The 24060-nt window shown below is 35.0% G+C and carries 19 protein-coding genes and 5 pseudogenes; 3 read left to right on the forward strand and 21 right to left on the reverse strand.

Features of this window, described 5'->3' with window-relative positions; translation table 11 throughout:
- Window positions 1-201: 201 nt before the first annotated feature.
- From B5P42_RS21960 to menA, 7 genes are all read right to left on the reverse strand, one after another.
- The gene (locus B5P42_RS21960) at window positions 202-882 is read right to left on the reverse strand and encodes a GDSL-type esterase/lipase family protein (RefSeq protein WP_113735223.1); all 681 of its coding nucleotides are present in this window, start codon (window positions 880-882) and stop codon (window positions 202-204) included.
- 92 nt (window positions 883-974) lie between these two features.
- Window positions 975-1817 (reverse strand): polysaccharide deacetylase family protein, encoded by an 843-nt coding sequence (locus B5P42_RS21965; RefSeq protein WP_113735224.1) that lies wholly within the window; start codon window positions 1815-1817, stop codon window positions 975-977.
- A 271-nt stretch (window positions 1818-2088) separates the two neighbouring features.
- Window positions 2089-2772, reverse strand: coding sequence for an N-acetylmuramoyl-L-alanine amidase family protein (locus tag B5P42_RS21970; protein ID WP_113735225.1), 684 nt, complete (start codon window positions 2770-2772; stop codon window positions 2089-2091).
- Window positions 2773-2898: 126 nt separating this feature from the next.
- Window positions 2899-4683 (reverse strand): sensor histidine kinase, encoded by a 1785-nt coding sequence (locus B5P42_RS21975; RefSeq protein WP_113735226.1) that lies wholly within the window; start codon window positions 4681-4683, stop codon window positions 2899-2901.
- A complete protein-coding gene (locus tag B5P42_RS21980) occupies window positions 4680-5366 on the reverse strand; it encodes a response regulator transcription factor (protein WP_113735227.1) in 687 nt (228 codons plus the stop codon). Before B5P42_RS21980 ends, B5P42_RS21975 begins: the two co-directional genes overlap by 4 nt.
- A gap of 312 nt (window positions 5367-5678) precedes the next feature.
- A complete protein-coding gene (locus B5P42_RS21985; protein ID WP_002013624.1) occupies window positions 5679-6005 on the reverse strand; it encodes a hypothetical protein in 327 nt (108 codons plus the stop codon).
- A gap of 288 nt (window positions 6006-6293) precedes the next feature.
- Window positions 6294-7205, reverse strand: a complete 912-nt coding sequence (menA, locus tag B5P42_RS21990) for a 1,4-dihydroxy-2-naphthoate polyprenyltransferase (RefSeq protein WP_088031550.1) — start codon at window positions 7203-7205, stop codon at window positions 6294-6296.
- A 520-nt stretch (window positions 7206-7725) separates the two neighbouring features.
- On the opposite strand from menA, the gene B5P42_RS21995 reads away from it, so the two are divergent.
- A complete protein-coding gene (locus B5P42_RS21995) occupies window positions 7726-8310 on the forward strand; it encodes a hypothetical protein (protein WP_113735228.1) in 585 nt (194 codons plus the stop codon).
- 110 nt (window positions 8311-8420) lie between these two features.
- Here the strand turns inward: B5P42_RS21995 and B5P42_RS22000 are convergent.
- From B5P42_RS22000 to B5P42_RS22065, 13 genes and pseudogenes are all read right to left on the reverse strand, one after another.
- Window positions 8421-8555: pseudogene (locus B5P42_RS22000) on the reverse strand (IS3-like element ISBt2 family transposase); the annotation flags it as partial.
- A gap of 17 nt (window positions 8556-8572) precedes the next feature.
- The gene (locus B5P42_RS22005) at window positions 8573-9172 is read right to left on the reverse strand and encodes a DJ-1/PfpI family protein (protein WP_113735229.1); all 600 of its coding nucleotides are present in this window, start codon (window positions 9170-9172) and stop codon (window positions 8573-8575) included.
- Window positions 9173-9235: 63 nt separating this feature from the next.
- Window positions 9236-10210, reverse strand: a complete 975-nt coding sequence (locus B5P42_RS22010) for a phosphotransferase enzyme family protein (protein ID WP_002013620.1) — start codon at window positions 10208-10210, stop codon at window positions 9236-9238.
- Window positions 10211-10488: 278 nt separating this feature from the next.
- Window positions 10489-10893 (reverse strand): arsenate reductase (thioredoxin), encoded by a 405-nt coding sequence (arsC, locus tag B5P42_RS22015; protein ID WP_113735230.1) that lies wholly within the window; start codon window positions 10891-10893, stop codon window positions 10489-10491.
- Window positions 10894-10918: 25 nt separating this feature from the next.
- A complete protein-coding gene (gene arsB, locus B5P42_RS22020; protein ID WP_113735231.1) occupies window positions 10919-11959 on the reverse strand; it encodes an ACR3 family arsenite efflux transporter in 1041 nt (346 codons plus the stop codon).
- An 18-nt stretch (window positions 11960-11977) separates the two neighbouring features.
- Window positions 11978-12415 carry an ArsI/CadI family heavy metal resistance metalloenzyme gene (locus B5P42_RS22025; protein WP_088031559.1) on the reverse strand — a complete coding sequence of 146 codons (438 nt, stop codon included), beginning with the start codon at window positions 12413-12415 and terminating at the stop codon, window positions 11978-11980.
- A gap of 59 nt (window positions 12416-12474) precedes the next feature.
- Complete coding sequence (gene arsR / locus B5P42_RS22030; protein ID WP_000046014.1) at window positions 12475-12780, reverse strand: arsenical resistance operon transcriptional regulator ArsR; 306 nt, start codon at window positions 12778-12780, stop codon at window positions 12475-12477.
- A 373-nt stretch (window positions 12781-13153) separates the two neighbouring features.
- A pseudogene (locus tag B5P42_RS22035) lies at window positions 13154-13387 on the reverse strand (nuclear transport factor 2 family protein); the annotation flags it as partial.
- Window positions 13365-13529 (reverse strand): annotated as a pseudogene (locus B5P42_RS22040) (DsbA family protein); the annotation flags it as partial. The pseudogenes B5P42_RS22040 and B5P42_RS22035, both read right to left, overlap by 23 nt.
- 967 nt (window positions 13530-14496) lie before the next feature.
- A pseudogene (locus tag B5P42_RS33260) lies at window positions 14497-14673 on the reverse strand (hypothetical protein); the annotation flags it as partial.
- Window positions 14674-14895: 222 nt separating this feature from the next.
- Window positions 14896-16980: a serine hydrolase domain-containing protein gene (locus B5P42_RS22050; protein WP_113735233.1), complete on the reverse strand. Its 2085-nt coding sequence runs from the start codon at window positions 16978-16980 to the stop codon at window positions 14896-14898.
- A 93-nt stretch (window positions 16981-17073) separates the two neighbouring features.
- Entirely contained in the window at window positions 17074-18240 is a 1167-nt protein-coding gene (locus tag B5P42_RS22055; protein WP_113735234.1) for a serine hydrolase domain-containing protein, read from the reverse strand.
- A 909-nt stretch (window positions 18241-19149) separates the two neighbouring features.
- Entirely contained in the window at window positions 19150-20319 is a 1170-nt protein-coding gene (locus tag B5P42_RS22065) for a serine hydrolase domain-containing protein (RefSeq protein WP_113735235.1), read from the reverse strand.
- A 674-nt stretch (window positions 20320-20993) separates the two neighbouring features.
- Here B5P42_RS22065 and B5P42_RS22070 point away from each other — a divergent pair.
- Both B5P42_RS22070 and B5P42_RS22075 read left to right on the forward strand, forming a co-directional pair.
- Window positions 20994-21578: a TetR/AcrR family transcriptional regulator gene (locus tag B5P42_RS22070; protein ID WP_060749950.1), complete on the forward strand. Its 585-nt coding sequence runs from the start codon at window positions 20994-20996 to the stop codon at window positions 21576-21578.
- 59 nt (window positions 21579-21637) lie between these two features.
- Window positions 21638-23464 carry an alpha/beta fold hydrolase gene (locus B5P42_RS22075; protein ID WP_113735236.1) on the forward strand — a complete coding sequence of 609 codons (1827 nt, stop codon included), beginning with the start codon at window positions 21638-21640 and terminating at the stop codon, window positions 23462-23464.
- A 295-nt stretch (window positions 23465-23759) separates the two neighbouring features.
- Here the strand turns inward: B5P42_RS22075 and B5P42_RS22085 are convergent.
- Window positions 23760-23966 (reverse strand): annotated as a pseudogene (locus B5P42_RS22085) (IS6 family transposase); the annotation flags it as partial.
- Window positions 23967-24060: the final 94 nt, after the last annotated feature.

A 24060-nucleotide genomic window follows, 5' to 3' on the forward strand; every position in this document is an offset into this window, starting at 1 on the left:
GAAATTTGATTGAAGAAAATGTGTTTAATAACCCCTGAAATGGTTTGTTAACGGTCGATTTCAAGATAGGGAATATGTGTTGGTTTAAACAAAAAAGGAAGCGAATTATTGTAGCTAGCAATAGTTCACTTCCTTTTTATATTAGCTTTAAACATTAAACACATTAAAAGTAATAACTTAATAATAAAAACACTTTTTTGTTTATTTTAATTGATTTTTTAAATAGTCTAACCAAATCGGGTAAAATTCAGATTTAAAATGGATGCCATCCTTAACATAGAGGTCTGGATTATCTTTAAATATCGGGGACAAGTCGATAAAATTCACTTGTTCCTTCTTTGCTAACACTTTAAATCCTTCATTAAAGTCATTAATGTTTTTATAACGCTCTTCTTTTTGTGTACGTTCTGGTGTAACTGGTGTAATTGATAGGATATTTATTTTTGTATCAGGTAATTTTTCTTTTATTTTTTGAATCAGTTGAGAATATTGGGTTATTGCAGCTTCTTTTGTTTCACTAAGATTACATAACCCAAGTAAAATAAATATATTTTTCGGTTTTTGATTAACTACTTGCTCTATATTTTTTTGAGCATCTCCAATCGATTTCCCTATACCACTTACAATGTTTTCTTCGTCTAATATATCAATATCATGAAGTCCATCTGTAATGGAATCCCCTAAAAATACACTTGATTTAAAAATAGATTTAAATGTCGAAGTATCTATATTAGACGAAGAGATGTGCTCTTTTTCAAAAGTGGTAGAAGAAGAGTCTATTTTAGAGACTGGACTAGTAATATCTCTCTGACTATCTGGATTTCCGCAAGCTGATAAAGCTATGATACCTATCAATGGGATTGTAATTATTTTTTTAATCATATACAATTTCCTTCCTTACAGTGCTTTTATTAGTAAAATTAGATAACATTTTTACTGATAAAAACCAATTTTTAAAGATAACCATGTAAATACTATAAACGTTGATCTTTCTGGAAGTTTAGACGAAAATGATCCGCATCATTGTAAACACCAAATTCATATCCATTTTCTTTATAAAATTTAATAATTTCAGGAAGAGCTTGTAATGTTTGCGCCTTTTCATGCATTAAAACAACTTCTACTTCTTCTGTTGTCTGTTTTTTTACATTTTCTATAATCTGAGTTGGATTATCTTTTAATTTCCAATCATTTGAGTCTACTGTCCAATCCCAAACTTTTATTGCTGCTTCTACAATTTGATTCCGAATTTCCTCACCCTTTAATCCTGGTGCAGATCCATATGGCGGACGGACTAGTTTAGGAGTTGTGCCCGTAATATTATGGATAAGATCTAACGTTTCTTTCATCTCTGGTACAAATTGTCCCTTTTTGTATAGCTTATCACTATTATGTGTCATACTATGTGCACCAATATAATGTCCTTCTTTTACTGCTCGTTTTACATTTCCCTGAAAACCTGTATTTTGTAAATTACTACCTTGCATAAAAAATGTCGAAGCAACATTTTGCTCTTTTAGTACATCTAAAAATTTCCCAGTCAATTCGCTAGGACCGTCATCAAATGTTAAATACACAACTTTTCCTACCGGTTTTCCATCAGGTCTTTTCTGTTTTGTCGGTGGTGTTTCCTTTTTCTTTTCTTGTTGTTGCGTATTAACTTGTTTACTATTTTCATTAGCTACTCCCTTTGCTGGGATAGAGTTCCATTCCCCTATTAAAAAGAATATGAAAAAGGTCGTTGCTAAAACAACTCCTAGAGATATTATTACCTTAGTTAATCGACTTGTTTTTTTCTTACTTTGTGATTCTTTCATTATTTTTCGATCCTTTCCCTATTAATTTTCATATTCATTATTTATAAGGCTGAGCCTTTACTCGACTGAATCATTAGTTTCAACCGATATCTACAATAAATAGATTAATAGAGACGGATAAAGATAAAATGCAGATAATGTCGAAATCAGTTAAAGAATAAAGTTAAGTTAATTCTTAAATTTGAAAACTGGATATACACCAAAAATAAAAAATACTACTCTTCCTAATTAAGATTTAGAAAGAATAGTATTTTTCTATTTGCCTATTTTATTACATCGTAAAATAATTAATAATGCCATCCACAATTCCTTTTTGCGATTTTGCTTGGAATTCTTCTGAATTCATTCTTTTTTCATCACTCGCATTAGATGTAAACCCTAATTCTATTAGGATAGCCGGAGAAGGATTTTCTCGTAAGACAAGAAAATCACTGCCATGAACGCCTCTATCTCGGCTGTCTATATTTTGATCAAAAATAGCTTCTTGTACGATCTTAGCTAATTTTTTATCTTTCCTTTTATTAGATCCATAATGAGTTGTTATTCCTTTTACATTTGTATCCTCAAAAGCATCATGATGAATGCTAATATAAAGATCCGCCGCATGTTCTTTCACTACTTTGACACGCGCTTGCAATTCTTCCTTTTGTTTTGTTTCTGAAAGTAAACTCGCATCTTTTTCACGTGTTAATATAACTTTTGCATCCGTTCTTTCTTCTAATTCTTTCTTTATATTTTGTGCTACTTTTAAATTAAGCTCTTTTTCAATCGTTCCAAATTTCTTTCCTTTCGTCCCTCTATCTCCTCCACCATGCCCTGGATCAATTACAATTGTTTTTCCTCTTAATCGTAAATCCTCTTGTGATATATTTTTATGCCCCTTAGCATGTATGAAACTAACTCCTGTGCCCATTATTAATATTATAAATAAAAGCAATGTCGCTCTTTTTTTCATTTTAACAATCTCCTTATCAGCTTTTCATTCAGTTTCTAATGAAAATAGTAATGAATGCTGATAAAGATAAAATGCAGATAATGTCGATTTTGTTTAAAAATGATAAAAACGTGTAGAACGAAAATTCTACACGTTTTTATTTAAGTAGAAGAAAAATAACACTCCATCTTCTGTATTCGAAACACCATATTCTGCACCATGCAGCTCTAATATATTTTTTGAAATAGCAAGGCCCAATCCTGTTCCGCCTTTGGAGCGTTGACGAGACGTATCTCCTCGATAAAAACGATCCCATATTTTCTCTAAATGTTCTAGTTCAATATGTGCTCCTTTATTTTCTACACATACTTTTACACGTTCATTCTCTTCTATTGTAGAAATAATAATATTCTCATGTTCTGGTGTGTAACGAATCGCATTCGTAATAAAGTTAGTAACCACCTGTTCTATTCGATGTGGATTTGCAACTACCTCAATTTTAGAAAGTTGTTTATGCACATGTAATTGCTTAGCTGTTATATCCGAGGTTAATTGCTCACATATATAATCAATCATCTCATCAATATGGAAAACATCCATTTCCATTTTATACGTACCAGACTCGAATTTTGCTAACTCCAGCATATCAATAATAAGCATATCCATTTTATCTACTTCTTTTGACATTGCTTTAAAGTAATAATCCTTTTTATTACTAGCAACACCATCCTCCAAAATTGAAATACAGCTCTTCATAATACTTAAAGGTGTTTTTAACTCATGTGAAACACCCGCGATAAATTCTTTACGTGTATTTTCTAATTGCTTTTCTTTCTCTATATCTTGCTGCAATTGATTAATATACGAATGCAACGCTTTAGAAAGTGTATTAATATTTTGTGATAAAGCACCTATTTCATCCTTTGTAGTAATAGGTATCGTCTCTGAGAAATCTAAACCTGCAATTTTTTTTGTAGTATCATTTATTTGTAATAGTGGTTTGGCGATTTTATTTGAATAATAGAACGATATCAAAACGATTAAAATCAAAACAAAGATAATTAAATATACATAATAATCCTTTATCATTTGCACAGCTTCATCAACTGGCTGTAATGATGTCATAGCAAATATGTAATTTACCTTACCATCTGCATCTATTGTTGGTTTGATTAATAGTTTATATTTAATATCATTTTCTTCATAATCGACTATTTCTGTAGAAGCAATATTATTTGGTTGTTGATTTAATATTAAATCAACCTGAAATTGTTTTATTCTATCTATTAACACACGATTTCCATAAATAGAGTTAGTTCCTACAGTACCCTCCGGTAACTGCACGTTCTTAATACTTCCTGCTAAATATAACTGTGAATTTCCTTTTGAAGATGCGACTTTCGGGCCATATAACCTCTCTGACAACTGCTTGTTCTCCAAACCAACATTCTTCTCTTTTATTGTTAACATCGCCGGGACTACTGCATCACCTTCCTGCACTCCATCGATAATAATATGATTCCCCTGTTCTAAACTATCTTTTATCCTTTGTATATCTTCTAAATTAACAAAACTATACAACGGTATCTGAATTAAACGTTCAGAAAAGGTCTTATTTTGGTTATGATCTAACTGAATTTCTAAAGAAAAATCACTTGCATATTTTATATTCCCTACACTATCTAACGTTGTAATCCATGTCGCATTATCTTGGTAGAAATTTTGTTCCAATTCTTGAATCCTTTTCGCGTCATCTCCAGCTTTTATATATGCCTTTTCAAAGGATTGAATATTCGTTTTAATATCATTAACTTTTCGATTCGAATAATATTGCTTAAAAAATATGGTTTGTCCAATAAAAATAGTCACTAAAATAAGTGTGCATAATGCCGTAGTTAATATAAATAACTTTAATACAATTCCTTTTTTCATACCTGTCCCTCAAATTTATAACCAGCTCGCACAACAGTTACAATACAAGTCGCTTTTTGTCCTAATTTATGACGCAAATTACGGATATGACTATTAACAGTACGATCATCCCCAGCGAATTCATAACCCCAAATTTTAGTGATTAGTTGTTCTCTTGAAATTACAATCCCTTGATTTTGCATGAAATACGTTAATATTTCAAATTCTGTATGTGTCATACTTATGTCTTCCCCATCTACAGTTACTGTACGAGAAGGGAAATGTACATGGATACCACTACTAGTTAATGTGTCTGCAGTAGATACATTAACAGTGGAAGAATATCGGCTTTCAATTAATCGTTTTGCTCTTGCCAATAAAATAGGAGGACTATATGGTTTTGTAACATAATCATCTGCTCCCAGTTCAAATCCCAGTAAAGTATCATCCTCATCCACCCGAGCCGTTAGCATAATAATAGGTACATTAGATTTCTTACGAATTCGCCGGCAAACCGCCCAACCATCTAATTCTGGTAACATAATGTCTAAAATTATTAAATGCACCTCATGTTCTTCAAATATAGATAATGCTTCTTTCCCATCAATCGCCTCTAAGACCTTATATCCTTCGTTTAGTAGGTAATCCTTCATTATTTCACGTAAAATATCTTCATCTTCTACAATTAAAATTGTTCTTTGCATATTTCATCTTCCCCACGATTAATTTTATTTTTATGAAGAAATAGTTCATTTTATATTTTAACCAATTAGAAATCTTTCACTATTTCTGTCACTACTAAATGCAACATAGTTATATCAAGATAATAGCATACTGATATAAAGATAAAATGCAGAGATAACTGTAATTCTTCAGCAAATAATGAAACTCATCTTGAATCGAAAGATCCATACAAAAACGCCATCCTTTCTGTATATTTCTACAAATAGGATAGCGTTTTTTCATATTAAAGGTAGAATTATAAGGTAATATCAATTATACGTAATACTTGATATTTAATTGATATTAGAACTTATTACTTTATATTTATCTTCTTTTGCAACATCTATAATTGCATCAATTTTTTGTTGTTCATTATTCAGCTCATGCCCTTCGATCCAAACTTTATATCCTATTTCTCCCACTACTCCAACTTTAGTTATAACAACATCTAACTGTTTTTCTTTTTGAAAATATTCAATAGCAGTTGCCTTTGCTTTTTCTTGAGTTTTTGGAAATTCTTTGTCACTTAATGGATCTTTCGTTGTTAATGTAATGTAAGAGACAAAACCAATAATAATTAAAGTTATGGTAGAAAGTCCAACTAAAAATATTTTTTTCATTCTTCTTCATCCTTGTCTATCTTTTTTTTTAAGATTAACATAGAATTTATCGTTTTTCAATAAATAAATATCGTATTTTACTATTTATTTATTGAAAATCTCTATAACTTAGACAAATATAAAAATCATTCCTCTAACTATCCTAATCTTTATCTCAATTAATCTATTAAATAATGTAGATTTATAAAAGAGGTTGATCATTATTAAAGAAATACAAAAATAAAAACCCCCATTTCTCTATATTAAAATCGAGAAATTGGGGTTTAGTTACTTAACAATATTTTTTATTTAAAACCAGTAACTGATTAATAATCCTGCTGATAATAAGAAGCCAAAAATCGTATTTGTCATCGCTGTTGATTTCATTGCGATGCGCATATACCCGGGATCCTTTGCTCCCTTTTGGAAGCTTTGAATAGCAGAGATTGGCTTTTTCAACCCTAGGAACATAACTAATGCCCAAGGGCTTATATAACCCATCAACACAATTACGGCAATCCATAAATAAGCAATTAAAAAGGCTACAGCTAGTGTTACCACTGCTTTTTCTCTCCCAAGGAGGATTACCAACGTCTTTCTTCCACCTTTAATATCTTCTTCGATATCTCGGATGTTATTCGACATGTTAATTGCACCTACTAAAATCCCAATTGGAATAGAAATCAATATACTTTCAATCGTTATAGTATTCGTTTGAATAAAGAAAGCAATGAGTACAAAACATGTCCCCATTAACAGTCCAGAAACTAATTCTCCAAATGGAGTGTACGCAATTGGTAATGGACCACCTGTATATAAATAGCCAACTGCCATCCCAATTAAACCTATGACGACTAACCACCAGCTGCTATTCATACAAATATAAATGCCAATAAATGCTGCTACTACATACAATAAAAGCGCAACTGTTAAAACATTTTTTGGTTTCAATCCATGACGGACAATTCCACCACCGATGCCAACAGAATCAGCGGTATCTAATCCACGTTTGAAATCATAATACTCATTAAATAAATTCGTTGCTATTTGCAATGCTAAACATGCACTCATCATCGCAATAAATAAAAGCCAATGAATTTCTGCAACGTAAAGTGATGCCACTGTCCCTAAAATTACAGGAGAAAACGTCGCCGTTAATGTATGTGGGCGCGTCATCTTCCATATTAATTTAGCGGAACTAATTTCTTTTTCATTCCCCATAACTTTGTTCAATCTCCCTACATTTTAAGTATAAAATCACTAGAAGTATCTTTCTTTCTATTTCTTGATTCACATCCATTAATTATATCAAATAAATGATACCCCTTCTAACAAATCTAATAATAGTAAAGTGAAAAATTAAAAATTGAATTACTATTAAGCTAACAAAACTAAATTCCTTTAAATGTGGTACCATCACCTGCCCATCAACTTAAGAAAACAGATCCACCTTAAACGAAAAAATGAGCTTTTTTATTGCAAGTTAGGGCAAAACCTCATTCTGGAGGTAGCTCTATTTTCTTAGCTTGATAGCGATGTGATGTAAAATTAAGATTGTTCAAGTCGGAGCAAGGCACTCTATGATTGATTTCATTTTATAAGAAATCCACTGCCGAAAAAGAAAAATTTTATTTAGGAACTAATACCTCACATCCAAAAACAAGTGATACATGTACTAATTCTTATTTAATTTCATTTTTTATTAAAGTAGATTAAAAATGAATTAAAGGTGTGTGAAAAAATGGAGGAATTAAATCAAGTTTTAAACACTTCTGAAAAAATTCAGATAGATAATGAAAGTACATCAGATGTAGAACAATTATTAGACTGTTCTACTCCTTGTCAAAACGTCATAAATACTTCTGGGACAATTAGATTAACGGCCGGTACGAGTAATCCTTCATCAATTATTTTTTCAGAGCCATTACATGTTGGTGATACTTTCCCTGTAATTACAGATCCATTTTATTTAAAACTTAATGTTGCTCAATGTGATACTCAAGCATCTGTAACTACTCCTTGTGGTGTTATAGAATGTAATGTTTCTGTATCTCAAATTACTGCAGTTGGAAATTTACCATTCTATTTTGGATTTCCAGCTCAATTTTTTCCATGTACAGGTCCAAGAACAGGATTTAGTGCATATTTAAATGATGTTGTACAAATAAACAATGTTCTTTGCTATAACTGTGATGGATCTTTACCTCTATTATGTGTAAATGGACTTTCACAAGTAAATGGTACAGCAACTTTAGTAAGCATTCGTCGAGATAGTTCTTATATATATTTTGATTTTAATGTGGAGATTGTTTTACCTGGTTGCTAAAAAATAAAAAGCACTTATCTTTTTTTGAAGTGACCCCCAAAATCGGAACACATATCAAAATACCTAAACCACCTGTTCCCTATATTCTTTAGGGGATAGGTCGTTTGATTTTTCTTGAATTCGCACACAATTGTAGTATTTTTAATTCCAAGTGTCTCTATAATGGTACGATTTGAATACCCATTCTTTTTCATTTGAATCACTTTCCACTTTATTTCTTCAGAGTAATGAACTCTTGTCTTCAAATGAAAAAGAATTCAAATTAACTCCACACAACACCTCGCCTCTCGTATTCCATTCTATATTCAACAGCAGCTGCAATTTTGGGACTTGCAAACCTTTCCGTGATCCAAAGACCTAAATCAATTCCTGAAGTAACTCCTCTTGCAGTAATAATATCGCCTTGATCCACAATTCTGTAATGAAGAAGTTCTGCTCCATATTGACTAATTTCATTTTGCGCCAAATGATGCATTGTTGCCTTTTTATCATTCAATATACCGGATACAGCTAGTAACATACCTCCTGTACAAACTCCAGCAACAATTGTTCCTTCATCGTGCATCTCTCTAATCATTTTGGTCAAAGTTCCAATCTCTGCTTGCTTTCGTGCCCCATGTTCAACTTTATGATTCCAGCCACCACCAGGTACAATTAACAAATCTGGACGATTATCCATTCGTAAAAAATCATGTAGTTTAACCGTAACTCCAAACGAAGTAGTAACCGCTTGCTTTTGCTCACTTGATATAAGTTCAACCGTAAACGGAGCCCCTTCTTCTATCGCTCTTTTCAATACCTCAAAAGGTGCAAAGGAGACAAGCTCTCCAAAACCGTCAAACACTACAATTTGTATTTTCATTTTTAGAACACCTCATATGCTTTGTTTTATAAATCCCAAAAGAGAAGAAATGTTATCTACAAATTAAAACAATGAAGACAACCTTTCTCCCCTTACTCTATAAACTTTCAAATGTTCCTCTAATTCTCTCCCGTCACCTAATAGACTCATCGTCTTTTTAACGAAGTTCCAATTTAAACTACCGGATAACCATAGCAACGAAGAAAGTCTTTTATAATCATTTGAAGTTAAAATGTTATTAGCTTTATACCCTTCTAAAAATGCTCTAGCAACTTCCGGACATACTTTATGCGACTGTATTCCTTTCGTTCGAGAGTACCATTTTATTAAAAAGGCTAACCCTTCAATACGGTCAACATAACTAATAGATTCAAAATCTACAATTCCTTTTACCTGTTGACTTGAGCCCCATAAAACATTCAAAGGATTTAAGTCTGTTTGTACAATAAACTCTAATTCACTCGTATATGCGCAGTCTATATGATATTTAGCAAGATCTATATACTCCCGCAATTCCTTACATGCGCTTGTCTTGCTTTCTAACATATTAATAAACTCAACATACCCATCCAAATGAGATTTCTTCTGAAAAATCGCGCTTTGAAATGCACTAGAAATATCATGAACCTTTCTTGCTTCCTTTCCAAATGCTTCTGCGATAGCTTCTGTACAGAGTGTAATATGTTCTCCTTCAATCCAATTAGACAATATAAATCGGTATTGTTCATCATTCCAAGCGACTAATGTAAATGACTCCCCTGACCTATTTTTATTAATTTGCATAAAAAGGACTCCATGCTCGCGTAAATAATACGTAAAACGTACTTGCTCTATCAGTTGTTCGTTTGATAACGCCCCAAAAGCTGGATTGATTGTTCGCTTGCTATTGATAAACCGTGCGGAATATCGCTTTCCATTCACCATAATTTTATAGTGTAAATCTGTATTCCAGCTATTTTTATGTAGCTCTTCTTCCACTGCTAGTGAATGAATTTCTTTAAAATAATTTATTAATACGTCTTTTATTATGTGTTTCACCCTTTTTTCCTTTCATGTGAAAAAATTTTTATTACATGCTATTTTTTATGATTACTATCTCGATTACTCTAAAAACCAAAATTTTATTCATTGTTAATTACCAATAGTGTTTTTTTCTATATATAAATTTAATAGAGGCAGACTACCATTCTAACTATATCATTCTTACATAATATTCTGCATTCGTTGAGATAATTGTTGTAAACCAATGCAGTAGTGACTATGTATAGAAAAAGAGCCAATCCCCTATACGATAGAAGATTGGCTCTTTCCTTTATTTACTCCCCTGTTTCAGAAAATCGCTTTATACGTTCTCCAATTTCATCACGAACACGTTGAAATTCAGACCACTCTTTTCCTGCTGGGTCACCAAATCCCCAGTGAACACGATTTACGTGCGGAGGTGTCGAAGGACAAACAGAATCCGCATGACTACAAAGGGTAACAACTAAGTCAGCGTTATTTAAAATATTTACATCAATTATATCTGATGTTTGATCTGTTATATCGATATTTACTTCTTTCATCGCTTTAATAGCATTTGGATTTACTCCGTGTGCTTCGATTCCTGCAGAATATACATTCCACTTATCGCCTAAATATTGTTTGCCCCATGCTTCTGCCATTTGGCTTCTGCATGAATTTCCTGTGCATAAGAAATAGATTGTCTTTTTGTTTTTCATGTTGTTTTCCGCCTTTATTTTTAAATTATACTGATTGATCATTAAAATATTTACGCTTAAACCAAAAAGCGACGTTTACAAGGGCAATCATTACAGGTACTTCCACTAACGGTCCGATAACAGCTGCAAATGCCGCGCCTGAATGAATACCAAACACACCAACTGCTACAGCAATCGCTAACTCAAAGTTATTACTACCTGCTGTAAATGCTAACGTTGTAGTCACCCGATAGTTTGCACCAATTTTTCTTCCCATAAAGAAAGAAACAAAAAACATCACAATAAAATAGATTAATAACGGAATTGCTATTCTTACTACATCTAGTGGTACGCTAACAATCATTTCCCCTTTTAAAGAGAACATAACGATGATTGTAAATAATAATGCAAGTAATGTAAGTGGACTAATCTTAGGTATAAACACCTTTTCATACCATTGTCTTCCTTTTAACTTAACTAGTACAAAGCGTGTTAACATACCTGCTATAAAAGGAATTCCCAAATAGATAAATACTGATTTCGCTACTTCTACCATTGTAATATCGACAATAGCCCCTTCAATTCCTAACCATTCTGGAATGACTGTTACAAACACGTATGCATAAACGGAGAAGAATAACATTTGGAATACCGAGTTAAAAGCTACTAAACCTGCCGCATACTCTTTATCCCCATCTGCTAGATCGTTCCAAACAATTACCATTGCAATACAACGTGCTAAACCAATCATAATGAGCCCGACCATGTATTCTGGCTTATCTGGAAGAAAAATAATTGCTAAAACAAACATAAGTACAGGACCAATAATCCAGTTTTGCACTAAAGATAAAACCAATACTTTTACATCTTTAAATACCCGGCCCATTTCCTCGTAACGAACTTTCGCCAACGGTGGATACATCATGACAATTAAACCAACAGCGAGCGGGATGGACGTCGTTCCAACTTGTAATGTATTTAATCCGTCTACTACACTAGGAAACACAAACCCTAAACCAATCCCAACAGCCATAGCTAGAAAAATCCATAGTGTTAAATATCGATCTAGAAAAGATAAACGTTTCATTTTATTTTCCATCTCCTATTAACAACAAGAATTTTTATCTACTACGTTAGAAGTCGTGCAACAAGATGGATCTTCAATTTTATGAACATCACTATGTGCTTTTGTATAAAAGAATTCCCACTCGTTCCCATCAGGATCCGTTACCCAAAACTTATCTTGAACCGCATAGCAACAAGTTGTATCCATCTCATCACGCGCAAAGAAACCTTCTTTTTCTAATCTTTCTTTATGTAATGTAATTTCTTCAGCTGTATCCACTTGAAAACCAAAATGATTTACCTGATTTCCCTTCACTTCATCTCTTACGTTCAGCGTGAAGTTAAGTCCTGGCGTCTCTAATAAAAATTTTGCATAATCCATTTTCACCTTAACTGGTGACACACCAAATACCTTTTCGTAAAATTGAATAGACTTCTCTAAATCCGTAACATTTATACCAACGTGAACATATCTCATAGCTTATTCCTCCTCTTTAAATACTATTAATCAATTTTTTTGATTAATAGTGCAAAATTTTAACAGCAACTACCTTTGCCTGTTTTTCTAAAGATACAGCATAATTCTTCTGATAATAAATTATTTACTTCCGCATCATTTAAATCATAATAACTCCACGTACCTTTTGTTTCTTTTACAATTAAACCTGCATCTAATAAAATCTTTAAATGATAGGACAACTTAGATTGCGTCATTTCAAAAATCTCCGTTAAATCACATACACAAGTCTGACCTCGCTGGCAAAGTTCATACATAATCTCTAACCGTTTCTGATCAGCCAACGCTTTAAATTTTTTCTCATAAAGCTGAAAATCTTGTGCCACTGTAGTTCACTCTCCCTTCATCAACTTTTTTTGATATTTATAGTATATACGCAGATGAGTTCTATATGCAACTAGTTCATCAAGTTTTTTTGATTTATCAAAAAAACTTCCTCTTCAAAATCTATACTTGAATACTTTTTCTTGCTCAATATAAAATAGCTTTCTTACAAATTAATACGATAATTTAATATTAACATGGTGCAGTTTCAGGGGTAAGTTATCAGAAGACATATGAAGTAAGCACTCTACAAATGATAATATATTAAATCTCGTTAAAACAAAAAGATATGTCCTAGTAGTATACCCAGGACATCCCCTTCATTTTATAATTTCTAGATTCTATACATCACTAACAATTGAATATACCTTCTGTCTAAAACATAGTATTATCATTAGCTGCCTCATTTGGAATCTCTTGAATTACATCCCAGTGTTCGACAATCTTACCATTCTTTATACGAAATATATCGACTATAGCAACTCCCTTATCTTGAGAATTAGTACGAGAATGTACATGAAGAGCAACTGTATCTCCTTCTACTACTACTCGTTTAATCTCTGCAAAGGAATTAGGATTTTTAACAAAATCCTCTTTTTGGTAAATCATCTAAAAATAATCCTCCACATAAAACTGTTAACGGCATTTCAGTGTGTTCTTTGTAAAATCCTTTAATACTTTCTGAAAATCCATAGCACCATCCACAATATGCGTCCCATACGTATATAAGATTATCTTGTTTCGTCTTCATTTAAATCTCCTACCTTTATTTTTATTAACCAGTCCAGCTATCACTTAAAATTCTCAGCTAACTTTTTGGTTTATATAAGTACATCTTTTTTATATCTTGTTCTTTTTTGAGTTACCTTACTATATTTTTCAAAACTAACCTTTCCCAAAAAGATTAGATAAGATTTCTAATGAAAGATAGCGCTGCACATCATTGCTCCAAAATAGAAGATACTAAAATTCGGAATATATCTTGATTTAATTATATTAGTAACTTTCTACACCGGGCGATAACATGTGGACTACCATCCTTAATTAAATATATAAACCTTATTTTCACTTTAAATAGCCACAAGGTTGTAACCAATTCAATCACAACCTCATGTAACCATATTAGTTACAACTATAGTAGAAGTCAATTCTTTTTTAACAAAAACAATAAATTTCTACCCTAACGTTTTTAGAATTCTATTATTAAAAACTGGCTTCTTGTTCTTAAATTTGTTAAAAAGCTTAGTAATTCCCTAAAAACATCACTAGTAAATATGGAACAACAAATTCAAGATAATTTACAAAACAAATAATATAAGTACCTCTTTCATGGCTTACCGACAGAGTACCAGTTCTAGTACATAGTTTTTTTCAAAGCATTACATTTTGTTTTTACCTTTAATAGAAACTACCTGATTAACTAAAACAGGAACTGTCCCACCATGACTTATAATTTTTTATCCCTGTACATTGTGCGGGAATTTTTTTCATAAAGAAAAGACACCCTAAAGTGCCTTCTTTCAACGTGAACCATCACAATTTCAATAGTAAGTATTGGACTCTCATCCAAATATACTTTTACCATGTTAAATTGTTTGATTCATTGAGGAATAGGGTTCAAATTTGGGTTAGCATCACATCGCTAACATACTAAGGTTTTATGCTACCCAAAAACAATGATTTTTACTCTGGGGATCTCAATTTTACTATTTGAGGATTTATGCTTTTCTTAGCTTGATAGCGATGTGGTAGGGCCCTATATTTGACTCTTTTTCTACACCTAGATATTCTAGAGTTCGTTCTAACATAAGTGCTGCCTGTTGACGTGTGAGTGTGCCATATGGCGTAAACTTAGTAGCTGAAACACCTCGGATAATTCCTGTATCGTTTAGGGCTTGTACATCATAATACCGGCTGCGAACGTATTTACATCAAGAAGATTAATGGAGCAAATGATGATTGCCCTAAATTGGTTTGATAGCTGTTTTTGCAGAGTTTGAGCGTGATATTATTCGTTGAAATTCTCTTCTTAAAGATAATACGTGAATACAAACAAAACCAGCAAAACACCGTTCCTATGTCGTACTGGTTTTGTTGAAGTCCATTTTGAATTGTAGCTAGTTCAACGTAATTGCAAATTCTGAGTTCGGTGCCCCAGCAATTACAACCGTTCCATTCTTCGGCAGTTTTACTTTGTTATTGCCGCTCACGATGGTAAAGTTGACGCATACTCCATTCTCATCATACACCGCGAACGCACCCTTCGATGGCAATGTCACGGTCATCCTTTTTCCTGCTGCCGCTTGCGGGATCGTAAACCATTTAGCATGCCCATTTGCTTGCAGAGTAACTTTGGACGATTGGCCAGCATCAAGTGGTTTTACGTTGTTTCCACTTACGTATAACAACCCGGCCATTTCCAAATATTCATTGCCGCCTTCTGTATAGAAATGCGTTTCCGTCGTATCACGGCCATTCATCACGGGGATCTGGAGCTGATGCGCCGCGGTGTTCGGACCTGTAATTTTTCTGCCCTCCCAATAGCCCGCCAGGCCTTCCTTACGAGTAATTTGTGTGGTAATAAGTTTCGGTTGTACGAGATATTCAATAGAACTAAATTTCTCATTCACGAGATAGAACTTGACACCTTCCCGCTTCGCCCATGCGGCAGCGGTTTTCTTCGATAGCACATTGTCTTCTAGTTTCTCGGCTAAATAGTGAGTCATCGCACCTTGCCCTAAGTCTGGTGTCGATTTATATGTGCTCTCCCTCAAATAAGTTCTTCCATTCTTCTCGGTGACAAAGTTGAGCTTAGAAGTACCCTTCTCATTAATAAAGCTTCCATCCACAGTATATACATATTTTTCTTCTCGATTAGATGGTAAGAACAGTTCTCCATTCTTCGTAATTTCAATTTTGAAATGAGTTTCGCTATTGCCATAAAAGCCCGCTTTCTTTGCCACGTCTTGAGGCATCTTGACCTTGACCGGCTTGCCAAAAGATTTGTTCGGCTTGATGTTCTTAATTGTCCCCTTCTCTTTAAGCACGGCGAGCAGCAATTCAGTTGCCAGCAGTTGATTTGTAGAGCTTCGTCCACCGGATGACAACACAGCCGCTGCCATTTTCTGTTCCGGAAGCACGACCAGTATAGCATGTTGCAGTGCCGTGTCGCCGCCCTTAGCCAAGCCTTTTATCCCATATTCACTGAATGGGTATAGTTTCACACTATCCCAGCCAAGACCATAGTTAAAAATATTATCTCCATCCCCCGGCCACATTCCTTTTTTATATTCCTCTTGCTCCATCGCCTTGACTACCTTATCAGAGAGGATCCCTTTTCCCTGTCCCATAAATAATTGTGAGAATCGTACCATATCTTCTGCCGTGGAAGAGACCCCTCCCGTACCAATCACATTCACCGATTCAATTGGAAGCTGCCCTTGGTACGCCGGAAAATAAAGTCCAGCCCGCTTTTCGTCTCTCCATTTGTCCTGCGGCGTTTTTGTATGATTCATCTTTAAGGGTTCTGTAAACCGTTGATGTAGAAATTCGGTAAAGCTCATACCGCTGACTCTTTCCACCAAAATTTCGGCCAGCGTAAAACCATCGTTGCAGTATACCGAGAACGCGCCAGGGTCTGCTTTCAGGCTCTGGTTGGACAATTGCTGCAACAAGAAATCATGGGAATAGGTATCATTATCGTTAAATAAAAATGCATTACTTAACGTGGAACCTTGCAAGCCGGAGGAGTGATTCAACAACATACGCGGGGTAATGCGTTTGTACCGCCCATCTTTCATCTTAAAATCAGGAACATAGTTAACCACAGGAGCATCCAAATCGACTTTTCCTTCGTCGACCAATTTCATTACAGCCGCTGTTGCATACATTTTACTGACTGAACCAATCCCGTATAGAGTATCTTTGGTTAGTGGCTGTTCCCCTTCCATATCGTTCTTTCCAGCCTGCCCCGACAAAGTAAGCTTGCCATTATCAATTAGCGCATACTGCACGCTAGTCGTCCCATGGGACTTCGTGAGTAGCGCAGCCTTCTCTGCTGCAATCTTCTTCAGCTCTTGGCTAGCTACTTCTACGTTAGATACAACTGTAGTCTTACTATCAGAAAATGCTTTCGCCCCTGTTGGTAGACTCATAGTTAGCGCTAATGTAGCGGCTAATACACCAGTTAGTTTATTTTTCATGAGGGAATTGCCTCCTTAGATAAGTGATCAATTTCATCATTTGTTTGTTTAACTATGAAAATATGATAAAATTTATCCGTTCTTCCTTTTGGCCTACTTGCTAAATTCAGCAAGTAAAATATTTTTAAAAGGATCAGGACTATCAGCATTAAGGCTGTTCAAATTGACAGCTAATGTATGCTTGCCTCCAAGTGTACCTCCAGCAAAAGTAACAAACCCTGGAATGCTACCTCCGTGTCCCCATATTGAGACACCGTTTGGAAGCTTAGTTTCATAGATTCCAAGACCATATCTGCCAAGTGCAGCTTCTCCTGTTGGAACTGTAGTAAGCATTTGTTTTAGTTGCTGTTCTTTTATTAATTTACCTCCAAGTAAGTAAGAGAAGAATTTGTTTAAATCATCAGCAGTAGAAATCATATCTCCAGCCGAGCTCCCCATACTTGGGTTATAATACGTAACATCTTTTGGCTCACTTGCTCCGTCTAGTTGGATATATCCACGGGCATGCTTGGTTCCTGGAATCACGCTTGAATTGCCAGGTAAGAATGTATTCGATAATTCAAGCGGTTCAATAATCCGATTTTCAATCTCTTCCGCATAGCTGTTCCCGGTTACTGTTTCAATAAGGATCCCTAGTAATACGTATCCTGTATTTGAATAAGACCAGCTCTTTCCTGGAGCAAAATCTGGGGGCATCGAAATCCCCATCTTTACTAATTCTTCAGCCCTATACGATTTTTTTGTATCCATAAGATTAAAACTTTTTGACCTTGTGTATTCAGCGATACCACTTGTGTGGTTCAATACTTGCCGGATAGTAATCTGTTTATCATCATACCCGTTTCCTTGAATGACACCAGGCAACCATTTTTCAATAGAGTCGTCTAGATTCAAGCGGTTCTCTTCGGCTAATTGAAGTACAACTGTTGCGGTGAACGTCTTCGTCACGCTACCAATGCGAAAGCGAAAATCTGTTTTCATTGGTTTCTTGCTGCTCAGATTCGCTACCCCAGCGGCATAACTCCATGTTTTTCCACTCTCAGAAGTTTTAGCAAGTATCCCCGGGAATCCAAGTTGCAATGTATCCCGCACTGCTTGCTTGACAGAATTACGATCTCGTTGAGTACTTGTTTGTACCGAACTAGATACACTTTGAGTAGGTTCTGCTTTTACAATTAAGGTTGGCGTTGTGTATAACAGAGAACTTCCAGCTATTAAAAGGGCCAGACTTGCACATGTAATTTGACTACATGTTTTCATAGGCCATTCCTCTCCTCTATTCATATTGTATAGGTGGTTTCTTGCTATTTCGTATTAACCACACAGCTACCATCTCCACCAATGAAAAAAGGTCAACATTGAATTCGTAATCATCTTCATATTTATTATTTTTACAAACGCCATTCTGTCCTGGGTAAATCCCTCTTTTTCCACATATATGTTAACCACATAAATTACTTCTTTTCCTTGAAACAGTCTTGTTACTGGTCTGTTTTTCATATATAAGTCATATCTGTTCCGCCTTTCACGCTTCTTTATATTTTTATCATACACAATGAAAATTTCTTTTTTCTTACCCATTTCTTACAAATTACTTACTTTCAAAATCGCTTTTATAATAGGATAGAAGGAGCATCTGTGCCGTAAAGTTCAGTAAATATATTAATCAAAAAGAAACACAGTTTTTTTTACTTCTGTGTTTCTTTTTACCATCCTTTTAAATATTAAGAGTCGATTTACCCTTAACAGGATGAATTCTGGCTCTTTTCTAATGTAATTTTTTTCTTGCAATACAACACAAATGACATTGTGCTGCATGAAACACTCCTAACGTTGTTAAAATCACTTGTTTTTAAGTCAAAATTTATTTAACTTAGGGCGGATACTCCATATCCATCAGCTTAAGAAAAATAAACGCCCTCAAAACGAAAAAATAAGCTACCTTCTCAAAGTAACTACCTGTAGAAAAAGAAAATGTTCATTTAGGAGATATATTAAAACCTTAGCCTGATAGTAATGTGGTGCTACCCCACATCCATCAACTTAAGGAGAATAAACGCCACCAAAACAAAAAAAAGCCCCAAATTTTTCTCGAAAATAAGGTGGGGCTTTTGAACCAGAAAAGTATATTTTTAACTATGAAAACTACGGTAAATTTTCCCTTTTTTCCTACTTGCTAAATTCAGCAAGTAAAATATTTTTAAAAGGATTAGGACTGTCAGTTCTACCCAAACTATTCCAATTGACAACCAACGTATGCTTGCCTCCAAGTGTACCTCCAACAAGAGTAGTAAACCCTAGAATGCCACCTGTGTGTCCCCATATCGAGACACCGTTCGGAAGCTTAGTTTTATAGATTCCAAGACCATATCCATCGATTCCTTCTCTTCCTGTAGGAACTGTAGTAAGCATTTGTTTTAGTTGTTGTTCTTTCAGTAATTTGCCACCGAGCAAGTAAGAGAAGAATTTGTTTAAGTCGTCAGCAGTAGAAATCATATCTCCAGCCGAGCTACCTGCACTTGGGTTATAATAAGTAACGTCTTTTAGCTCACTTGCTCCGTCTGGTTGGTCATATCCACGGGCATGGTTAGTGCCTGGAATAACGCTTGAATTGCCAGGTAGGAATGTATTCGACAATTCAAGTGGTTCAATAATCCGATTTTCAATCTCTTCCGCATAGCTGTTTCTGGTTACTTTTTCAATAAGAATACCCAGTAATACGTATCCTGTGTTTGAATAAGACCAGCCCTTTCCTGGGTCAAAGTCTGGAGGCAGAGAAACCCCCATCTTCACTAACTCTTCTGCCGTATACGATTTTTTTGTATCCGTAAAATCAGCGTCTTTTGACCTTGAGTATTCAGCGATACCACTTGTATGGTTCAATATATGCCGGATAGTAATCTTGTTACCATCATATCCATTTCCTTGAATGACACCAGGCAACCATTTTTCGATGGAGTCGTCTAGATTCAGGCGGTTCTCTCCAGCTAATTGAAGTACAACTGTTGCGGTGAACGTCTTCGTCACACTGCCAATGCGAAAGCGAAAATCTGTTTTCATTGGTTTCTTGGTTCTCAGATCCGCTATCCCAGCGGCATAACCCCAAGTTTTTCCACCCTCAGAAGTTTTAGCAAGTATCCCCGGGTATCCAAGTTGCAATGTATCCCGCATTGCTTGCTTGACGGAAGTACGATCTCGTTGAGTATTTGTTTGTAACGAACTAGATACATTTTGAGTGGGCTCTGCTTTTACAATTGAGGTTGGTGTTGTATATAACAGGGAACTTCCAGCTATTAAAAGGGCCAGACTTGCACATGTAATTTGACTACGTATTTTCATAAGGCATTCCTCTTCTCTATTCATATTATATCAGTGTTTGCTTATTGTTCCTTACTTCCTGACAAGACTTAGGGAAAGGCCCTCACGCATATAGATTAAAGCCCCAGTACAAAGGTATCTATCAATACCAACAATTTGAGCCATTTAAATCTCCATCCCTCCTATAACAAAATCATTCAAAGGTATGAAAGCATATTATGTACCCTTAGTTATTGTTAGGATTAACACAACATGAGACATAACCCCAACCCATATTTTACTTTATTTATCCATAATATGTATTGAGAAAGAATGTAAATTCGAATCCTTTCCGTCCCCCAACTATTGATCGTTTTTTTCACCTATTATAATTAGTTATTTAGAATTTCATAATAAAAAACTGTAAAAAAAATAACGAGTCCCTTAACGTACAGGAAGCGGTTGAAAAATATGTCTAAACGCACAATTTTCTTTTTTTTTTGATATGGTGACCCCATCGCAATCAAGCTAAGGTTTTGAAGTACCCACTAAATGAACTTTTTCTTTCTCTACAGTTAGTTACTTTGAGAAGGTAGCTCATTTTTTTGTTTTTGGGATGTTTACTTTTCTTAAGTTGATGGATGTGCGGTCGAACCCCTATGCATTTCATCAATCATTCCCTTGACTCTCCATTTGTAGTACTGTATAGTACTAATATGAAAAAAAATACACTTACTAATAAAGATATTGCTCTGCAATCCGCTTTTACATTGTTTCTTACTAAAGGTTTTCTAGCAACAAGCATGGACGACATAGTCGCACATAGCAAAGTTTCAAAAACGAACATTTATTATTATTTTAAGAGCAAGGAGGAGCTGCTACTCGCTATTGTTAATCAGTTGATAGCACATTACGAGCAGCGAATTAATTATATTGTGTCTCAAACTGAGCTCACCGTTCAAGAGAAATTAGAAGCGGTACTCCACATTTTAAGCGATACTATTGAACAAAATAACTACCTTGGCGGTTGTCCTTTCCTGACTCTGTATACACAGACGCCTATTGACGCGGTTGAAATTAGAGATAGAATCAAGAGTTTTTTTGAAAAACAGCTGCATGGTGTTGAATTGATTTTAGCCCAAGGGATTGCACGACAAGAACTAAAGAAAGAGCTGCCCGTTAAACAAACAGCTATGTTGATTGTCTCCTCTATTGAGGGTGCTCTCTTCTTGGCTCAAGCTTCTAACAACCAAGATATGATCAAAAATTTATTTCCTACTTTAGCTTCCATGCTAAAGTAATATTTTTAGATACATTAGTACTAGTTAGTACTATAAAATAATAAAGGAGTGTTTTTATTATGAATATCTTCATGACCGGCGGAACTGGTTATATTGGACGTCATTTAATCGCTGAGTTAGCTTCTCAGCATCAGATTTATGCACTTGTACGTCAAAAAAATCGTCTTCTTACCATCATCAATCAACTGGCACCCGATCAACAGAACAACATTGTTCCTGTTATCGGTGATCTAACGCAGCCTCGATTAGGTTTAAGTGATGACAGCTACAAACAATTACTTGCAACTGATCTAATTATTCACGCAGGAGGTCCAATGTATATTGAGTTGAACCTCATTGAAGCTGAGCAGTCTTTCCTCACCCCTGCAAAATCCCTTGTTCGGCTAGCACTGGATATCCACGCTGAAAAAGAATTAAAGCATTTTATCCATGTCGCAGGCTTTATGAGTCCCTATCATGAACAAAATGCATTGTTGGATCTAGATCATTTGCTGGACAATCAACCGCCTTATGAAAAAATGAAGTTTTTAGCCGACTCTTATATACGAAAATCTCTTCATAACATGAGCATTCCCTTATCTACTGTTAATCCTAGTGTAATCGTCGGAGACTCCTTCTCAGGGAAAACAGAACAGATTGGAGGCCTTAGTATCTTAGTCGATGCCGTAAGGCGAAATCTTATGCCGCTTGTTCCAGGCGGCGACGATTATTGGTTACCAATGGTTCATATTGACCATGTGGCTTCGTTTATTTCAAAACTTGTTAATACAGAAGGGTTATCAAGCAATACCTACTATCTTTTAGATTCTAAGCAAGAAAGTCCGTCGATCCGAACTTTCATCAAACTCATGGCACACGAATTGCAGACAACAAATCCGTTAGGAACTATACCGCTTCCGTTATTGAAAACTGTGCTTAGAATGGGTGCTGATAAGATGCTTGGTATTCCTAAAGAATCCATGAGTTTTCTTGTTAAGTCGGAATTCCCTGTTTACAGTAAATTAGAAATAGAACAAAGGAACGGCAGAAATTCATTCGTAGTTCCGTCCACGCTCCCTTTTATCATTAGTGATTTGGATTATCGGTTAAATCATTTAGGCCTAAATCAAAATGAGCAGAAAGATTTTAGTCAACGAAGAAGAGCTAACTTAGTTTCGCTAGAGAAAGATAGGAATGAAACACCTATTATTTTTCTTCATGGGACGTTCAGCAATGCCGATGCCCTTTTGCCCCTCTCACAATTTTTAAGCGGTTTAAATACTTGGTTCGTAGATTTACCTGGATTTGGGCGTACCCCTTATCACCATAATCCTTCTGTGATAGAAGGCTATGTAGAGAGCATTTCCACTATGATCACTGAGTTGAACAGACCCGTTATATTAGTGGGGCATTCATTTGGCGGATTGATTGCGGCTCAAGTGATGGAACGGCTGCCCTCACTGATCAAACAACTCATTTTATTGCAGCCAGTACTGCATCCTATCCAACCTAAATATAGATTTCGACGTATTACAAGTTTCGTTCTAAAATATATGGAGCCCGCCCGTTTGGAAAAAGAGTTACTTCAAACCAATAGCTCCAGAACATCCAGTCAGTTATTGAGTAATTACGCTCATTCTGTGGTCCGTGATTTAAAATCCCCCCGTATACGCAAAACTAACGCTACGGTCATGTCTTGCTTAACTATATCAAAATCCATCCAGTTAAATCCCGAGACATGGGATAAGAGGAAAATTAAGATACTATGGGGAGCTTTGGACAAGGATCATCATGTCCCAAAGCAGTTTGAACACTTGGATATTACACGTATTCAGTACGGTCATCAGTTTCCTGTTGAATCTCCTGAACTAACTGCTCAATGGATTTCTCAAGCTGTAACAGTATAAAGGTTCTTTTGATAGTATTGATGGAGGTGTGATTGTCAACACAAATTCAGACTGCTTTTTTAAGGGCTCGTTTTCTGAACTCAACTGAACTTAAATAACCTAAAGTTCCATGAACATGATGATGGTTAAACTGGTTCTGTTGCAAAGTTTGAAAAAAGCATAAACAGGTTGGTAAATGCAGAACAATGTTTAGGAAGTAGCTAGTAATTGTTGAAGTTCATTGTACGTTGAAAAGGCGGAGTCTCTTTGAAGACTTCGCCTTTGTTTATATAGGGTATGAATGGTTTCATAAGCGTGCAGATTTATTTTTTACTTTCCAAATTCGATAGATGGGATTGCCATATTTATGAATCCATCGCATGATGGTTGTTGGTTGCACTGAAATACCACGTTCTTTCAGGATTTCAGATACATCACGATAACCGAAAGAAAAACGGCAGTAGTAGCCGACAACTACTAAAATAACATCTTTCTTGAATTGTTTTCCTTTAAAATATCTCATGTCTGATTCCCCTAGATCCTGTTTTCTAGAGTGTAGCTTCATGTAGAAAATTTTGCAACTTTACGATTCACTTTAGAAAATAAAGCAAGGAGGC

The sequence above is a fragment of the Bacillus sp. SRB_331 genome, assembly GCF_003264175.1.
Taxonomy (GTDB): domain Bacteria; phylum Bacillota; class Bacilli; order Bacillales; family Bacillaceae_G; genus Bacillus_A; species Bacillus_A mycoides.

Bases quoted from the DNA above. Each gene is read 5' to 3' on its own strand.
- B5P42_RS21970 (WP_113735225.1), bottom strand. From the start codon at position 2,772: ATGAAAAAAAGAGCGACATTGCTTTTATTTATAATATTAATAATGGGC.
- B5P42_RS21965 (WP_113735224.1), bottom strand. From the start codon at position 1,817: ATGAAAGAATCACAAAGTAAGAAAAAAACAAGTCGATTAACTAAGGTA.
- B5P42_RS21980 (WP_113735227.1), bottom strand. From the start codon at position 5,366: ATGCAAAGAACAATTTTAATTGTAGAAGATGAAGATATTTTACGTGAA.
- B5P42_RS21975 (WP_113735226.1), bottom strand. From the start codon at position 4,683: ATGAAAAAAGGAATTGTATTAAAGTTATTTATATTAACTACGGCATTA.
- B5P42_RS21960 (WP_113735223.1), bottom strand. From the start codon at position 882: ATGATTAAAAAAATAATTACAATCCCATTGATAGGTATCATAGCTTTA.
- B5P42_RS21995 (WP_113735228.1), top strand. From the start codon at position 7,726: ATGGAGGAATTAAATCAAGTTTTAAACACTTCTGAAAAAATTCAGATA.
- menA (WP_088031550.1), bottom strand. From the start codon at position 7,205: ATGGGGAATGAAAAAGAAATTAGTTCCGCTAAATTAATATGGAAGATG.
- B5P42_RS22050 (WP_113735233.1), bottom strand. From the start codon at position 16,980: ATGAAAAATAAACTAACTGGTGTATTAGCCGCTACATTAGCGCTAACT.
- B5P42_RS22070 (WP_060749950.1), top strand. From the start codon at position 20,994: ATGAAAAAAAATACACTTACTAATAAAGATATTGCTCTGCAATCCGCT.
- B5P42_RS21985 (WP_002013624.1), bottom strand. From the start codon at position 6,005: ATGAAAAAAATATTTTTAGTTGGACTTTCTACCATAACTTTAATTATT.
- B5P42_RS22065 (WP_113735235.1), bottom strand. From the start codon at position 20,319: ATGAAAATACGTAGTCAAATTACATGTGCAAGTCTGGCCCTTTTAATA.
- arsC (WP_113735230.1), bottom strand. From the start codon at position 10,893: ATGAAAAACAAAAAGACAATCTATTTCTTATGCACAGGAAATTCATGC.
- B5P42_RS22005 (WP_113735229.1), bottom strand. From the start codon at position 9,172: ATGAAAATACAAATTGTAGTGTTTGACGGTTTTGGAGAGCTTGTCTCC.
- arsB (WP_113735231.1), bottom strand. From the start codon at position 11,959: ATGAAACGTTTATCTTTTCTAGATCGATATTTAACACTATGGATTTTT.
- B5P42_RS22075 (WP_113735236.1), top strand. From the start codon at position 21,638: ATGAATATCTTCATGACCGGCGGAACTGGTTATATTGGACGTCATTTA.
- B5P42_RS22055 (WP_113735234.1), bottom strand. From the start codon at position 18,240: ATGAAAACATGTAGTCAAATTACATGTGCAAGTCTGGCCCTTTTAATA.
- B5P42_RS22025 (WP_088031559.1), bottom strand. From the start codon at position 12,415: ATGAGATATGTTCACGTTGGTATAAATGTTACGGATTTAGAGAAGTCT.